The following is a 15,389-nucleotide window of genomic DNA, read 5'->3' on the forward strand; positions in this document are numbered from 1 at the left end:
GTTACCTCGAAGGGTAACCGCCAGAGCGCCGCCGCCTGCGTTTCTCTTTCCAAATCAACAATGTCAAAGACCAGAGCCGAAGCTCCGAGCCGCCTCCGAAACCGGGGAGCGACCCCACCGTTTAGCGCCCGGTGTCGGCGGAGGCGGCTATTTAAACCAGCGCCTCATTTTGTCAAACTCTATTTTCAACTTTCTTTTCCGAACCGTTCCGCCTCGAAGGAGGCCGAACCGCTCCGCGGCGCCGAATGGAGTTCAGCGCCTCGGAAAGAAGAGAGAGCTTCGAATGAGCCCCCGAAGCGGCGGGCCGCGTCGGGAGGGCGGTGTTTATGCGGGAGCCCTTTTTGAGTCAAGCGCACCGAAACGCACTTTGACGATTTTCTTCGCGAACCGCCCGAAAAGCCCGCCGCATATGGGCGAATAAGGCCCCCTCCCCTCGCCCGCGAAAGAGCGTCAGGCGGCGAAACGAAGAAACAGGGAGTGGAAAATCGAGTCATCCGCCGGCCTCGGCGGGAATCGGCCGCCGAAACGACGCCGCTTCGGCGCGCCCTGGGCGCCGGAAATCGCAGATCGGGACGAATCCCGGATCACCGGCGGCGCTCGAAAGAGCGCCGCCGGGACCGTCAGCCTTAGAATCGCTTCGTCACCTGCACGCCGTAGGTGCGCGGCTCGTTGACGAAGGCCGTCAGGTTGTTGAAGTCGATCGCGCCGATGACATTGGCCTCGTCGGTCAGGTTGCGGACGTAGACCGCCGCCTCCAGGCCCTTGACCGGATCACGCCAGCCGGCGCGGGCGCCGCCCTCGAAGCTGGTGTCCTGCATGAACTCGACCGACTCGTAGAGGAACAGGTTGAAGTCCTTCTGCAGGACCCAGTCCGTCGAGGCGAAGAGCTCGGTCCCGTTGCGCAGGCCATGCACGTAGTTCAACGTGATGTTGGCCGTGTACTTCGGAGCCTGCGGGAACGGGTTGCCGTCGATGTTGGCGCGGCGCGTCGTTCCCACCGTCACGATCGGATCGGTCACGGTGCAGTTGGCGCCGCAGAAGGCGACCAGCAGGTCCTTGTCCTTGATCTCGGTGTGATTGTAGGCGAACCCGCCGGCCAGGCTGAAGCCGGCGCCCAGATAGACGTCGCCGTCGATCTCCAGGCCGTAGCCCACGCCCTTGTCGGCGTTGATCAGCTGGTTGAAGTTGCCCTCGCCGCCGATGGCCGTGAACTGCGGGTCGCTGACCTCGTAGTAGTAGGCCGTGGCGTTCAGGCGCGCGCGCCCTTCCCACAGACGCGACTTCAGGCCGGCCTCGTACGACATCACGGTTTCCGAATTGGCGGCCGTGATGAGGTCGGACGAGGTGATGCGCCCTTGGAGCGACGGGCCACGATAGCCCTTGGCCACGCGGGCGAAGACGTTGAGGTCGCCGTTGACCTCGTAGAGCGCGCTCAGGTCCCAGCTGACCTGCTCGTCGCCGACCGAACGGCGCACGTCGAACAGCGGACGGGCGGTGCTGGTGCTGCCGGCCGGGATGATCCGGTCGCCCGAGAAGTCGCGGCTGTCCTCGGTATAGCGCAGGCCGCCGGTGATCTTCAGGGCGTCGGTGACCTTGTAGTTGGCCTGGCCGAACACCGACCAGGATTCCGAGCGCTGGACGACGTCGCCGATCACGATCGGGGCCAGGCCGCCCGTGCCGTTGAAGGTGCCCGAGACGAGGTTGAAGCGCTCGTCCCAGAAGAACGCGCCGACCTGCCAGCCGAGGCGAGTGTCGCCGTTCGAGGCCAGGCGGACTTCGATGGTCTTCTGGTCCAGGTCGCTCGACAGGGTGCCGGTCTCGGAATTGAACGGCGTCTTGTAGGGCGCGGTCGCCGCGGCCGAGGCCACGCCGCCGTCGATGTCGCCGTCGCCCGACGAGCGGCCCTGATAGGCGCTGACCACGCCGGTCAGGGTGACCGGGCCGAAGTCGTAGGCCGCCTGCAGGCTCTGCGAGGTGGTGTGCTGCTTCTGCGGGTTGTTGCGGCCGCCGTCGTAATAGACCGTGTCGCGGTCGAAGTTGCTGTTCAGCTCGTTGGAGCCCTTGGTCAGCACGTTGGCGCGGTTCAGCGTGCCCGTGCCGATGTAGTCGCGGGCCTGCAGGGTGAGCAGGGTCGAGAGGCGCTCGGTGGGCTTGAAGGCCACATGCACGCGGGCGGCGACGTCGTCGAAGCCGCCCAGGTCGTCGCCGTCGCCAGCGAACGAGGGGTTGTAGGCGTTGTTGACCCAGTCGTCGCGATGGTTCCACAGGCCCGCCACGCGCACCGACAGGGTGTCATTGACCGGGATGGTCACGCCCGTCTCGGCCCGCACCGCGCCCAGGTTGCCATAGGCCACCGAGCCGAAGCCGCCGAAGCTGTCCGACGGCTTGGCGGTGTCGATCTTGACCACGCCGGCCGGGGTGTTGCGGCCGAACAGCGTACCCTGCGGGCCGCGCAGCACTTCCAGCTGCTCGACGTCGAACAGCGGGAAGCCCTTCAGGAAGACGTTCTCGAGCACCACGTCGTCGAGCACGACCGACACCGGCTGCGAGGCGTTGAAGTCGAAGTCCACGTTGCCGAGGCCCCGGATGTAGAAGCGCGGGGCGTAGCGGCCGTTGGAGCTTTCGATCTGCAGGCTGGGCACGCGGGCCGAGAGCGACAGCACGTCGCCGCCGCCGGCCGAGACAGCCGCCAGGGTCTTGCCGCCCAGGGCGGTGACGGCGAACGGCACGTCGCGGATGTTTTCGCTGCGGCGCTGGGCGGTGACGACGATCTCTTCGGTGATCGTGGCGTCGGTCGTCGGCGCCTGCTGGGCCAGGGCCGGCGCGCTGGCCAGCAGCGCAAGCCCGCTCACCGACAGAGCAAGCCAAGTGTGGCGATGGTTCATAGGTCTATCCCCTGTAAATTATAGGGGCGCTGCCTACGCCGCGAAGTTACGGCGGGGCTATAAAAAACCAGCGCTATTGCTTGAATTTTTCACGACACTCGACGTTGTGCCTAACCTGACCACAGCTTGAGGACTGCAATTACTGCATAAAATTGAACTAGAATAACAACAATATATAATCTTACTCCAACGCCTTGGCGCAACGATCTGGCTCGCGCGATCGGCAAGTAAGACACAACTTACCCGAACAACGCTCCGTGAACGAATGAATTGGCGACGAGACCGACGCGCGGCGGTGCATCGGCGGACGGCGCCGACCGGATCTGGCTTCGCGACTGAAGGGAAAACTGGTGCCGGTTGAGGGGATTGAACCCCCGACCTTCGGTTTACAAAACCGCTGCTCTACCGCTGAGCTAAACCGGCGCGCCGACGCGTTTTCGCGAACGGGCGTTCTCCTTAGCCGCAGTCGACGGGGCGAGGCAATGCCCTCGCCCCTCCCCTAGGCGCGCTTCAGAGAAACACCGCCACCGTCTGGCGGGCGGCGATCAGCGGCGTCCCGTCCCGGCTCCACAGGATCATGGCCTGGGCCGAGTAGCCGTCGCGGATCGTCTCGGCCCGGCTGCTCATCAGCCGCCAGCCGTCGTCTTCCGGCGCATCGCCCAGCACGTCCATCGACCAGGTCATGGTCGAGATCGGCGCGAACTGGTCGAACACCGACAGCGCCGGCGGCGGCAGGGCGTCGGCCAGGGCGACCATGGCCGCCAGCGACCGGGCGGCCGGGTCGCGGTGACGGATCCACACCAAGAAGTCCGGCGGCCCGCCGCTCAAGGGGCGACCGCCGGCCACGTAGCGGAACTCGAACTGGCGCGCGAAGGCCGGCCCCGCCCCCTCGGGGATGAACAGCTCGCAGGCCTCGGGCGCGGGAACGGTCGGCGCCGGCAGGTCGACATGATCGAGCCTGGAGGCGCGCCCGGCGCCGAAGGTCAGCACGCCGCGGGTGGCCAGCCCCCCTTCCCCGGCCAGGTCGACGCTGGCGAACAGCGCCGACTTGCCCTGGCGCAGTACCTCGACCCTGGCCGACAGCTCACCGGCCGCCGGGCCGACGAAGGCGAACTGGGCCGAGCGCAGCGGCGGGGCGTCGGGCAGGCGCCGCTCGGCCGCCTCCAGGCACAGGGCCGCCGACAGGCCGCCATAGGTGGTGCGCCCCTGCTTCCAGTCGTCGCCCACGGTCGCGATCACCGTCTCGCCGTCGATCCGCAGGGCGTCGATCAGTTCGCTGTAGCTGGGCACGGTGCTTGGTCTCCCGCGCCTGGAGCGGCGCGCGATCGACATAGTCCTAATTCGAAACTGACGTCAATCTTCCCCGACGTTCAGTTGCCAGGAGACGCCGAACCGGTCCGACACCCAGGCGAACCACGGGCTGAAGCCGTAGTTTCCCGGCGGCATCAGCACCCCGCCGCCCTCGCCCAGCACGCCCGCCAGGCGATCGACCTCGGCGGCCGAGGCGCAGGTGACGAAGAACGAGAACGACGGCGTGAAGGTAAAAGCGTGCTTGATGAAGCTGTCGCTGCACATCACGCTCTGGCCGCCGATCGTGAAGCGCGCGGTCTTGATCGTGCCCTGCGGTCCGGGGGCCGCGGAGCCGTAGAGCTCGACCTCCTCGACCACGCTGCCCGGGAAAACCGAGACGTAGAAGTCCAGGGCGTCGGGGCCGACGCCGTCCTGGAACATCAGGAAGGGCTGCACGGTGGGACTCATGCTTCCAGCCTAGCCCCCTGCCCGCCCATCGCAAGCGCATTGCGCCGATCGCAAACGTTCGTTTGAATGCAGGCCGAACGCCGCTTCGGGAACCGTCATGACCACCGCCCCAAAGGTCGCCTATATCTGCGACGCCATCCGCACCCCGTTCGGCCGCTATGGCGGCGCGCTGGCCAAGGTCCGCGCCGACGACCTGGCGGCGATCCCGCTCAAGGCCCTGATGGCGCGCAATCCCGGCCTCGACTGGAGCGCGGTGGACGAGGTCGTATATGGCGGCGCCAACCAGGCCGGCGAGGACAACCGCAACGTCGCCCGCATGGCCCTGCTGCTGGCGGGCCTGCCGCAGACAATCCCCGGCGTCACCGTCAACCGGCTTTGCGCCTCGGGTCTGGAGGCCGTCGGCTACGCCGCGCGAGCTATCCTGTCGGGCCAGGCCGATCTCGTCGTCGCCGGCGGCGTCGAGAGCATGAGCCGCGCGCCCTTCGTCATGGGCAAGGCCGACAGCGCCTTCTCGCGCAACGCCGAGATCTTCGACACCACCATCGGCTGGCGGTTCGTCAATCCGGCCATGCGGGCGGCCTACGGCGTCGATTCCATGCCCGAGACCGCCGAGAACGTCGCGACCGACTACGCGATCAGCCGCGCCGACCAGGACGCCTTCGCCCTGCGCAGCCAGCAACGTGCGGCCGCCGCGATCAAGGCCGGCTTCTTCGAGGGCGAGATCACACCGGTCGAGATCCCGGGCAAGGCCGGCCCCACGATCGTCGACCGCGACGAGCATCCGCGCGAGACCACGCTGGAGGCCCTGGCCAAGCTGAAGCCGATCGTCCGCCCCGGCGGCACGATCACCGCCGGCAACGCCTCGGGCGTCAACGACGGCGCCGCGGCGATCATCCTGGCCTCGGAAGACGCGGTGAAGCGCCACGGCCTGACGCCCCGCGCCCGGGTGCTGGGCTACGCCACCGCCGGCGTCGCGCCTCGGGTGATGGGCATCGGCCCCGTGCCCGCCACCCAGCGCCTGCTGGCGCGCACCGGCCTCTCGATCGGCGACTTCGACGTGGTCGAGCTGAACGAGGCCTTCGCCGCCCAGGGCCTGGCGGTTCTGCGCCAGCTGGGCCTGCCCGACGACGGCGCGCACGTGAACCCCAACGGCGGCGCGATCGCTCTTGGCCACCCGCTCGGCGCTTCGGGAACGCGGCTGGCGTTGACGGCCCTGCGCCAGCTGGAGGCGACCGGCGGCAAGCGCGCCCTGGCGACGCTGTGCATCGGCGTGGGCCAAGGCGCGGCGCTGGCGTTGGAACGGGTGTAAGACCCCCTCCGCCCCCTAGACCTTCGGCGTCGCGGCCGCGCGGAAGCGGTCCTTCATCTTGGCGACCCAGCCGTTGAACACCTCGTTCTCGGCGGTCACGCGGCTGAAGTCGCTGCTCGAGGCCACGCCGTCGACGCCGGCCAGGGCCACGCGCAGGCCGTCGGGATTGCGGGCCGTGCCGATCAGGTCGGTGTAGCGCGTGCGCAGGCGGCCCAGCGAGGCGTCGTCGTCCGACAGGCTGTAGGCCACGGCCGCGCGCATCAGCTTGGCCTCGTCCGACGGCGACAGGGCCGCGGCGTTCTTGAAGCGGTCGCCCAGGGCGGCTTCGTACAGCTTGCCGGCCAGGGCCCAGTTGCGCTGCTTCCAGGCGATGTCGCCGCGGATGTCCTGAGCGTCCTTGCCCTTGTCGCCCTCGATCACCTCAAGGGCGTCGTCGTAGCGGCCCAGCGTCATCAGCGAGCGGGCGGTGGCCAGGCGCCGTTCGGCGTTGAGCACCGGCGGCAGGATGGTGGTGCGGGTGCCGTTGATCGCCGCCAGGGCGTCCTCGGGCTTGCGGTCCATCAGGTAGATCCAGGCCAGGTCGGTGGCCACCTGGGCCTTGGGCACGCCGTTCAGGCGGTTGTCGACCTGGTATTTCAGCAGCTTGGCGGCCTCGTCCAGGAGATCGACGTCCACCAGGCGGCGCACCAGGTTACGGACCATCTGGTCGCCGTCGGCGCCGATCGGGGTCAGGTCCTGGTAGTCGTAGAACAGGCCCACGGCCTGGATCGGCTGCATGCCGTCGGCCAGGCCGTCGAGGAACAGGGTGCGGAAGGCGCCGTAGAGGTCGTTCTGCAGGGCCACGGCCTGCGGCAGGTCGGGCAGCACCTTGCTGGCCGAACGCAGCACCTCCAGCGCCTCGCGATAACGGCCCTGGTCGATATAGAGCTTGCCCAGCGCCCGCACGACGTCGAGCTCGACGCCGTCGCCGCGCCAGCGGAAACGCAGCTGGTCCAGGGTCCTGGCGGCCTCGGCCGGCGAGATCTGGTTCTTCTCCAGCCGGATCTGGGTGGCGTGCAGCACGGCCGGCGTGGCGATGCGGTCGTTCGGCGCCTTGCCGATGGCCTGGAACATCTTCAGGGCCTTGTCCTTGCGGCCCTGTAGTTCGAACGCCTTGGCCTGGACCAGGCGCAGCTCCAGCTGGTCGACGATCGGCAGCTTGGGCAGCTTCAGCGCCTGGCTGACCAGCCGCTCGGCGCCGATCCCGTCGCCGGTCGCCGCCGCGGAGTCGGCCTGGGCGCCCAGGAAGCGCGCCTGCCACACGGCCGGGAACAGGTTCATGGCCTGGCCGCCGGCGGCGAACTTGTTGCGGGCGTCCACCCACTGGCCCTGCTTGTAGGCCACATAGCCGCGCCACAGGGCGCTGGACGGATCGTCCGACAGCACGGGCGAGGAGAAGTCGGCCTCGGCCTCGGCCCAACGGCCGGCCATGGCCTTGGCCGCGCCGCGCAGGCCGCGGAACTCGCCGTCGCCCAGCAGCGCCTGCTGCTTGCGGGCGGCGGCGTTGAGCACGCCGATGGCCTCGAACGACAGGCCCGAGCCGACCAGGAAGCGGGCCAGGGCCATGCGGGCGGCGATGTCGCCCTGGCGGTCGGCCGGATCGACGGCGGCGATGGCCGCCTGCAAGGCGTTGTAGCGGGCCAGGAAACCGCCCGACCCGGTCTTGGGCCAGTTCTCCAGGTCGATGACCGCCGGCATGGCGGCCGGCTGCGGCGCGCCGGTGACCACCTCGGCGGCGGCTCCGCCGACAGAAGCGGGCGACAGCACCAGCCCCTTGGGCCGGCCGATGCGGACGATGTCGCCTTCGGTCAGGATCTGGACGTCGCTGGCGAAGGCCTCGACCGCCAGCCCCTGGGCCGACGGCAGCAGCGCCATCTCGACATACTCGCGGCGCGAGGCCAGGCCCTTGGACGGAGCCAGGGCCGGCACGACGCCGATGCGGTCGCCGACGGCCGGATCGCTGACCCACACGGGGCGCGCGGCGCCGGCCAGGTTCGCCGACAGGCTGGCGGGGGTGACGGCCTCGTCGCGGGCCACCTTCACCGGGTCGGGCTCGCGTTGCAGGCCCGCGCCCAGAGCCACGGTCCAGTTGTTGCCCTGCCCTTCGGCATAGACCGGCACGCCGGGCTTGGTGACGATGCGCAGGGCCGAATAATCCGCCCCACGGAAGACCTGGATCTTGGTGTGGCTGGGGCCGATCTGAGGCGTACGGCCCAGGTCCAGCCGGACCGGGGCGTCGAACACCACCCACACCGCCTCGCCGCGCTTGAACACGGCGGCGGCGGCCGGCGCGGCCCAGGTGGTCGTGAACTGGGTCTGGCCGTCGGTCTTGCTGTAGCCCACGGCGACCACGCCGCTGGCGGGCGCGGGATTGGGCCGGCGCGGATCGCGCGGAACCGGAGCGGGCGTGGGCGCGGGGGGCGCTCCGGCCTGCGGCGGCTTGGCGAAGACGTTGACGAAGTCGATCCCGTCGGCGCGCCCCACCCGCAGGTCGGCGTCGTCGGTCAGGGTCAGGACGAGTTCCAGCGCGCCGCCGACGTGGCGGGCCTCGACCGTCTTCACCCAGCGCGGCGGGGCGATGCGAAGGCTGGCCAGGTTGGGATTGGCGTCGCGGCCGAAGCGCAGGATCGCCTGCTGGCCCTCGCGGCGCATCTTCATCACCGGAACGCGGCCGCTCCAGCGGAACTCCAGGCGCGAGAAATCGGGGGCCTGGGCGACGCGGACGGCCAGATCGCCCTGATTGGCGGCGGGACGGGCGGCCTGCGCGGCGGCGGGGGCGGCGGCCAGGACGGTGGGCGCGACGACGCCGGCGATACAGATCGCCGCAACGCTCGCCTTCAACGCCCCCCGCAGGTTCATGAGCCCCCCAGCTTCCCCTTAGCCGGCCTTTTTCGGCGCGGCCGCGCCGGCCAGCGGCGGAGCCGCGGCCTGCTGGCCGCCGGCGGCCGGAGCGGCGCCGTTCTCGGCCACGGCGGCCTTGCCCTTGGCGATGGCGTCGCCCGAGAAGCGGCTGGCCAGGCGCTCGGTCAGCACCTTGGCGTCGCCCGGCGCCATGTTGGCCAGGATCATCGCCAGGGTGCGTTCCTTCATCTTGGCGGCGATCGGCAGGCGCACGCTGTCGTCCAGCACCGTCAGGCGGGCGGCGGCGTCCTTGGGCTTCATGGCCGAGAACACGGTGACCATGCGATCGACCTCGGCGGCCTTCTGGCTGTCGGCCTGGCCCAGCAGGCCCTGGATCTCGCCCTTCATGCCGTTGAGGGTCTTCATCTTGGCGTCGAGCTTGGCTTCGGCGGCGGCCAGCAGCTGAAGCTGGACGTCGATGTCCTGTTCGCGCTGGTCCAGCTGGCCGCGACGCGCGCCCAGACTCTGCAGCACGCGCAGCTCGGCCGGCGACAGGCCCGCTTCCTTGGCCAGATCTGTGGCCGACGGCGCGCAGATGCGCGGCGGCGCGGCGCCCGAAGCCTTGGCGGCGGCGTCGGTCGACGCGCCCTCGGCCGAGGCGGCTTCCTCGCCCTTGGCGTCCTTCTTGTCGGCCTTGGCGCCCTCGGCGAAGGCTTTCGCCCCGCTCAGCAGGTCGGGAACCGACTTTGCGCCGGCCAGGGCGTTGACCGCCAGGACGCCGACCACGGCGACGCCGACGATCGGCAGGATGCGAGGAACGTTCTTCATCGACGGTCTCTGAATGGCGATCCGGGCCGCGACGCGGGGTCGGGGCCGTCGAACAGGTCATCATCCACCCGCGCGCGTGAACGCGGGGTTTCACGCGCGGGCGTGGCGGACGAAATAGGCGAGGATTGCGCAGGCGTCGCGGGACGCGAGGTCGCAGGGCTGGCGCCGCGGGCGCGGGCCTCGCGCTCCAGCATGGCCTCGAAGTCCTGCGCGTTCAGGCGGCGACCGCCGGCGGGCGCGGCTTCGGGCGCCGGCGGCGCGGCGAAATCACGCGGCTCGCGCATCTGACGCTGGGCCGGCTCGGGGCGGGCCTCGATGCGCGGGGCGGCGGCGCGGCTCATGCGCTCGTCCAGCTGCGCGGCCAGGGCCTTGGCCTTCTCGATGCGGTCGGCCAGGTATTCGGAAGCTTCGTCGGTCGCCGCGCGCAGGTCGGCCAGGCCCTGCTCGGCGCGCTGGGCGGCGTTGTCCAGGTCGGCCACGGCCTTGGCGAAGCCCGACTGAGCGTCGCGCAGCGCCTTCAGCTTGCGCTCCAGGCGCCAGCCGAAGACCAGCGCCACCATCAGCAGCACCGCCAGAAGAACCTGCAAGGCGACCGAGATCAGGCTCATTTCAGCTTCTGAACCGCCTTCTTCGCCGCGGGCGTCAGCGGGGCGTCGGCCCGAATGGCGATGGAATGGTTACGGCGGCCCATCCGGCCGCGGGTAAGCGGAATCGACCCCGCCCGCAACTCCACCAGGCTGTCGGGCGTGGCGTTCAGCATCAACGTGTCGCCGACCTGCAGGTTCAGCACCTTGGAAAGCGGCAGCTGCTGCTCGTCGAGCACCGCGCGCACCTCCATCTGGGTGGTCCACAGCTCGGTGGCCAAGTGGCCTTCCCAGATGTTGTCGCGGCCGAACTTCTCGCCCATGAACTGCTGCAGCAGCATCTTCCGGATGGGTTCGAGCGTGGCGTAGGGCAGCAGGAGTTCGATGCGGCCGCCGCGGTCTTCCATGTCGATGCGCAGCTTCACCAGGATCGCGGCGTTGGCCGGACGGGCGATGGCGGCGAAGCGCGGGTTGGTCTCCAGGCGGTCCAGGGTGAACGACACCGGATGCAGCGGCTCGAAGGCGGCCTTGGCGTCGTTCAGCACCACCTCGACCATCCGCTGCACCAGCACGCGTTCGATGGTGGTGTAGGGACGGCCCTCGATGCGCATGGCGGCGGTGCCGCGACGGCCGCCCAGCAGCACGTCGACGATCGAGTAGATCAGGTTGGAGTCGACCGTCAGCAGGCCGTAGTTGTCCAGCTCCTCGGCCCGGAACACCGCCAGTATGGCCGGCAGCGGGATCGAGTTCAGGTAGTCGCCGAAACGGATCGAGCTGATGTTGTCGAGGCTGACCTCGACGTTGTCGGACGTGAAGTTGCGCAAGGACGTCGTCATCAACCGCACCAGGCGGTCGAAGACGATTTCCAGCATCGGCAGGCGCTCGTACGAGACGAGGGCCGAGTTGATGATGGCGCGGATGCCGGTGCGGTCGTCGCCGCCGTCGCCCGACAGGTCGAAGCCCAGCAGGCTGTCGATCTCGTCCTGGTTCAGGATCCGCTCGGATCCCATGCCGTCGCCGCCGCCGTCGTCCCAGCCGGCCATGCCGGCCATGCCGCCGCTGAAGTCGCCGAAGCTGTTGTTCAGCTCGCCGCCGCCCGAGGCGTCGAAGGTCCCCGGGGGGTTCTCCGCCGCCCATTGGGCCATCGCGGCCTGATCGTCGATCTCGTCTGCCATGATGGTTCGCCTCAGCCGGCCCGAAGGCTAGTTGATCAGCATCTCCTCGATCAGGACGGCGTTCACTTTCGAAGGGGCGGCCACCAGGTTCACCCGGCGCAGCAGCTCGGCGCGCAGCTGGTAGCTGCCCTGGCTGCCGGCGAGGTCCTCGGGACGCAGCTCGCGCAGGAAGGTCTGGAACATGTCGGTCAGGCGCGGAAGGTTCGGCGTCAGCGCGTCGGCCGTCTCCTCGTCGGGCAGCTCGAACGTCAGCTTCAGCTTCAGGAAGGTCGACTTGCCGTCGGCCGACTGCATGTTCACGACGATGTCGGGCAGGGTGTAGAACACCACGCCGTCGGGGCCTTCCTTGACGACCGGCGCGCCGGCGCCGCCCTCGGCGGGCTTGGCCTCCTCGCCTTCCTTCTTCTTTTCCTTTTTCTTTTCCTTCTTCTCCTCCCCGTGGCCGGCTTCGCCCTCGGCGGCCGGCTTGGGCTTCATCAGGAAGAAGGCCGCGGCCCCGCCGCCCCCGACCACGAGCAGGCCGGCGGCCGCCGCGATCAGGATGATCGGCGGCTTCTTCTTGGCGGGAGCTTCACCCTCGGCAGCGCCCTCTTCGCCTTCCGGGGCGGGAGCTTCCTTGGGGGGTTTCTTGGCCACGCGCAGGTTCCTTGAAATCTATGACCCGTACTCATGCGCGAGCATGGTTAACGATCTCTTTTGAAGGCCATTTGGTCGCAGGTCGAATCTGCCCGGCGGACTCTGACAAAGCGCCGCCGTTAACCACCCTCTTCGCTGATTTCATTGCGATTTTCGAGTTGGCACGGGCCTTGCTTGCAGGGTTGCGGCGCATTTGTCGCGCCAAACTGCGAGTTAATCGTCATGGACAACGCGCTGTATGTGGGCCTTTCGCGGCAGATGACGCTCCGTCGTGAGCTGGACATCGTCGCGAACAACATCGCCAACGCGAACACCACGGGCTTCAAGGTCGAGGACCTGATGGTCCGCACCGAACCGGCCAAGCCCGCGCGCACCGCGGGCGGCCCGGCGCCGATCAAGTTCGTGCTCGACGACGGCGTGGTCCGCGACTTCACGCCCGGCGCCCTGAACCAGACCGGCGGGACCTTCGACCTGGCCATCGAGAACCAGGGGTTCTTCAAGGTCTCGACCGGCGACGGCGAGCGCTACACCCGCGACGGCCGCTTCACCACCAACCCCGAAGGCGTCCTGACCACCCAGGAAGGCGCTCCGGTGCTGGACGACGGCGGCGGCCAGATCACCATCGACCCCGAACTGGGCCCCGTCAGCATCGGCCGTGACGGCATCGTCACCCAGGGCCAGGTGCGCGTGGGCAAGATCGGCGTCGCCCGCTTCTCCGACCTCGCCTCGCTGCGCAAGGACGGCGACAACCTCTATCGCAACGTCGGCAACGAGACCCCGCAGTCCGCCACCGACGCGATCGTGCACCAAGGCATGCTGGAGGGGTCGAACGTCCAGCCCATCCAGCAGATCACCAAGCTCATCGAGGTCAGCCGCGCCTACGAGAGCATCGCCAAGATGATGGACCAGACCGCCGAACTCTCGCGCTCCGCCGTCGAGCGCATGGGCAAGGTCCAGTAAGGGATAACGAACAATGCAAGCTCTGCGCACCGCCGCGACCGGCATGTCGGCCCAACAGCTGAACGTCGAGGTCATCTCGAACAACATCGCCAACATGAACACCGTCGGCTTCAAGCGCCAACGGGCCGAGTTCCAGGACCTGCTGTACCAGACGATCGAGCGCGCCGGCGCCCAGTCGTCGAGCGACGGCAACGTGGTCCCGACCGGCGTTCAAGTCGGCGGCGGCGTCAAGGCCGGCTCGGTGTACCGCATCACCGAGCAGGGCACGCCGACCATGACCAACAACCCGCTGGACGTGGCCATCCAGGGCAAGGGCTACCTGCAGATCCTGCTGCCCTCGGGCGAGACCGCCTACACCCGCGCCGGCAACTTCTCGACCAACGACCAGGGCCAGATCGTCACCGAGGACGGCTACCTGGTCCAGCCGGGCATCACCCTGCCGGAAAACACCACCGGCATCTCGATCGGCAAGACCGGCCTGGTGCAGGTCAACCTCGACGGCCAGACCGAGCCGCAGACGGTGGGCCAGATCGAACTGGCCAACTTCATGAACGAAGGCGGCCTCGAGGCCATCGGCGACAACCTCTATCTGGAGACCGGCGCGTCCGGCGCGGCCAACATCGCCGCCCCCGGCCAGCCCGGCTTCGGCACCCTGCTGCAGAACTACACCGAAGCCTCGAACGTCGACGCCGTCAGCGAAATCACCTCGCTGATCGTCGCCCAGCGCGCCTACGAGATGAACTCCAAGGTCATCACCACGGCCGACCAGATGCTCCAGGCCACCTCGAACCTGCGGTCGTAAGCTCATGAAAAGCCTGCTTCTCGCCGCCGCCGCCCTGCTGATCGCCGCCCCGGCCGCCTTCGCCGGCCAGCCCGTCAGCCTGCGCCAGGACACCACCGACGCCGACGGCGTCATCACGCTGGGCGAACTCTTCGACGGCGCCGGCTCGGCCGGGTCGGTCGTGATCGCCCGCCGCGTCGGTCCCAGCGTCGTGCTCGACGCCGCCCAGCTGCAGATGACCGCCCGCCGCGCCGGCCTGGACTGGGCCAACCCGCAGGGCCTGCGCCGCGTGATCGTGCGCCAGGGCGCCGAAGGCGGCGGCCAGCTGGCCGGCGCTTCGGCCGCCGCCCCGCGCGGCAACGTGGAGGTTCTTGCCTACGCCCGCAGCCTGGCCGCCGGCGAGACCGTGCAGCCGCAGGACTTGGTGTGGATCAAGGTCGCCTCGGCGCCCTTCGACGCCCCGGCCGACGCCGACGCCATGATCGGCATGACCACCAAGCGCCCGCTGCGCGAGGGTTCCGCCGCCTCGATGCGCGACGTCGCCGCCGCCCAGGTCATCGCCAAGGGCGATGTTGTCGCAGTCACCTACGACTACGCCGGCGTGGCCCTCACCTTGCAAGGCAAGGCCATGAGCGCCGCCGCCGTCGGAGAAGCCGTCAGCGTGCAGAACACCGCCAGCAAGAAGATCATCGAAGCGGTGGCCACCGGCCCCGGTTCGGCCGCCGTCGGCCCCGAGGCGCAAGCCCTCAAGGCCCGTTCCAATTCCGTGCGCTACGCCGCCCGCTAAGAGAGCAAGAGACACCCATGCGCCCCGCCGCCTTCGTCGCCCTCGCCCTGCTCGCCCCGATCGCCGCCTGCTCGACCGTCACCGAAGCGGTGAAGGGCCCCGAACTGGCCCCCGTCGGCTATCCCGCCTCGCTGGCCCCGATGGCCCCGACCTACGTCTCGGCCCGCGAACCGGCCCCGCAGGCCGCCTCGGCCAACTCGCTGTGGCGCGTCGGCGCCCGCGCCTTCTTCAACGACCAACGCGCCAGCCGCGTCGGCGACATCGTCACCGTGCTGATCGAGATCGACGACAGCGTCAGCACCTCCAACACCAGCAAGTCCTCGCGCACCTCGACGGGCAACGCCGGGGTCAGCAACTTCTTCGGCCTGGAATCCAGCCTGGGCAAGGTTCTGCCGGGCGGCTTCGACCCGGCCAACGCCGTGGGCACCAACTCGGCCTTCTCCAACGCGGGCGCCGGCAGCGTCAGCCGCTCGGAGAAGATCAACCTGACGGTCGCCGCGATCGTCGCCCAGGTCATGCCCAACGGCAACATGGTCATCCAGGGCACCCAGGAGGTGAAGACCAACAACGAGCTGCGCCAGCTGACCGTGGCCGGCATCGTTCGCCCCGAAGACATCTCCTCGGCCAACACCATCAAGCACACCCAGATCGCCGAAGCCCGCATCAACTATGGCGGCCGCGGCGACATCAGCCGCGTGCAGAAGACCCCGGCCGGCCAGTCGCTGGTCGAGAAGTTCTCGCCGTTCTGATGATCTAGGGGCCGTTCCGGACAGGTCCGGAACACAGCGTACAATAGGCTCTCCTCC

General features: G+C 69.1%; 13 protein-coding genes and 1 tRNA gene. 5 read left to right on the forward strand and 9 right to left on the reverse strand.

Annotated elements, in window-relative coordinates; translation table 11 throughout:
• Positions 1-626 precede the first annotated feature (626 nt).
• The 4 genes from DDF62_RS07765 to DDF62_RS07780 form a co-directional block, all read right to left on the reverse strand.
• Positions 627-2,885: a TonB-dependent receptor gene (locus tag DDF62_RS07765; RefSeq protein ID WP_116488600.1), complete on the reverse strand. Its 2,259-nt coding sequence runs from the start codon at positions 2,883-2,885 to the stop codon at positions 627-629.
• Between the two features lie 348 nt (positions 2,886-3,233).
• Positions 3,234-3,308, reverse strand: a tRNA-Thr gene (locus DDF62_RS07770).
• 87 nt (positions 3,309-3,395) lie between these two features.
• A complete protein-coding gene (locus tag DDF62_RS07775; protein WP_341871562.1) occupies positions 3,396-4,175 on the reverse strand; it encodes an acyl-CoA thioesterase in 780 nt (259 codons plus the stop codon).
• Between the two features lie 63 nt (positions 4,176-4,238).
• Positions 4,239-4,643: a VOC family protein gene (locus tag DDF62_RS07780; protein WP_116488602.1), complete on the reverse strand. Its 405-nt coding sequence runs from the start codon at positions 4,641-4,643 to the stop codon at positions 4,239-4,241.
• 97 nt (positions 4,644-4,740) lie between these two features.
• Between DDF62_RS07780 and pcaF the strand changes: the two genes are divergently transcribed.
• Positions 4,741-5,952 carry a 3-oxoadipyl-CoA thiolase gene (pcaF, locus tag DDF62_RS07785; RefSeq protein ID WP_116488603.1) on the forward strand — a complete coding sequence of 404 codons (1,212 nt, stop codon included), beginning with the start codon at positions 4,741-4,743 and terminating at the stop codon, positions 5,950-5,952.
• Positions 5,953-5,967: 15 nt separating this feature from the next.
• On the opposite strand, the gene DDF62_RS07790 is transcribed toward pcaF, so the two are convergent.
• Genes DDF62_RS07790 through fliL form a run of 5 tightly spaced genes read right to left on the reverse strand, consistent with a single transcriptional unit; the run spans position 5,968 to position 12,055 of the window.
• On the reverse strand, positions 5,968-8,850 hold the full coding sequence (locus tag DDF62_RS07790; RefSeq protein ID WP_116488604.1) for a tetratricopeptide repeat protein: 2,883 nt from the start codon (positions 8,848-8,850) through the stop codon (positions 5,968-5,970).
• Between the two features lie 18 nt (positions 8,851-8,868).
• Positions 8,869-9,660 (reverse strand): MotE family protein, encoded by a 792-nt coding sequence (locus tag DDF62_RS07795; protein WP_116488605.1) that lies wholly within the window; start codon positions 9,658-9,660, stop codon positions 8,869-8,871.
• Positions 9,657-10,268: a DUF6468 domain-containing protein gene (locus DDF62_RS07800; protein ID WP_116488606.1), complete on the reverse strand. Its 612-nt coding sequence runs from the start codon at positions 10,266-10,268 to the stop codon at positions 9,657-9,659. Before DDF62_RS07800 ends, DDF62_RS07795 begins: the two co-directional genes overlap by 4 nt.
• Positions 10,265-11,419 (reverse strand): flagellar motor switch protein FliM, encoded by a 1,155-nt coding sequence (fliM, locus tag DDF62_RS07805; RefSeq protein ID WP_058349208.1) that lies wholly within the window; start codon positions 11,417-11,419, stop codon positions 10,265-10,267. The genes DDF62_RS07800 and fliM overlap by 4 nt, the downstream gene beginning before the upstream one ends.
• 27 nt (positions 11,420-11,446) lie before the next feature.
• The gene (fliL, locus tag DDF62_RS07810) at positions 11,447-12,055 is read right to left on the reverse strand and encodes a flagellar basal body-associated protein FliL (protein WP_116488607.1); all 609 of its coding nucleotides are present in this window, start codon (positions 12,053-12,055) and stop codon (positions 11,447-11,449) included.
• A gap of 222 nt (positions 12,056-12,277) precedes the next feature.
• On the opposite strand from fliL, the gene flgF reads away from it, so the two are divergent.
• The 4 genes from flgF to flgH are packed head-to-tail and all read left to right on the forward strand — an operon-like array spanning position 12,278 to position 15,332.
• Positions 12,278-13,015, forward strand: a complete 738-nt coding sequence (gene flgF, locus DDF62_RS07815) for a flagellar basal-body rod protein FlgF (RefSeq protein WP_116488608.1) — start codon at positions 12,278-12,280, stop codon at positions 13,013-13,015.
• 13 nt (positions 13,016-13,028) lie between these two features.
• Positions 13,029-13,817: a flagellar basal-body rod protein FlgG gene (gene flgG, locus DDF62_RS07820; protein WP_116488609.1), complete on the forward strand. Its 789-nt coding sequence runs from the start codon at positions 13,029-13,031 to the stop codon at positions 13,815-13,817.
• A gap of 4 nt (positions 13,818-13,821) precedes the next feature.
• Complete coding sequence (gene flgA / locus DDF62_RS07825) at positions 13,822-14,583, forward strand: flagellar basal body P-ring formation chaperone FlgA (RefSeq protein WP_116488610.1); 762 nt, start codon at positions 13,822-13,824, stop codon at positions 14,581-14,583.
• 17 nt (positions 14,584-14,600) lie between these two features.
• On the forward strand, positions 14,601-15,332 hold the full coding sequence (flgH, locus tag DDF62_RS07830) for a flagellar basal body L-ring protein FlgH (protein WP_058349203.1): 732 nt from the start codon (positions 14,601-14,603) through the stop codon (positions 15,330-15,332).
• The last annotated feature ends 57 nt before the right edge of the window (positions 15,333-15,389 follow it).

The organism is Caulobacter radicis (assembly GCF_003094615.1).
GTDB classification, from domain to species: Bacteria; Pseudomonadota; Alphaproteobacteria; order Caulobacterales; family Caulobacteraceae; genus Caulobacter; species Caulobacter radicis.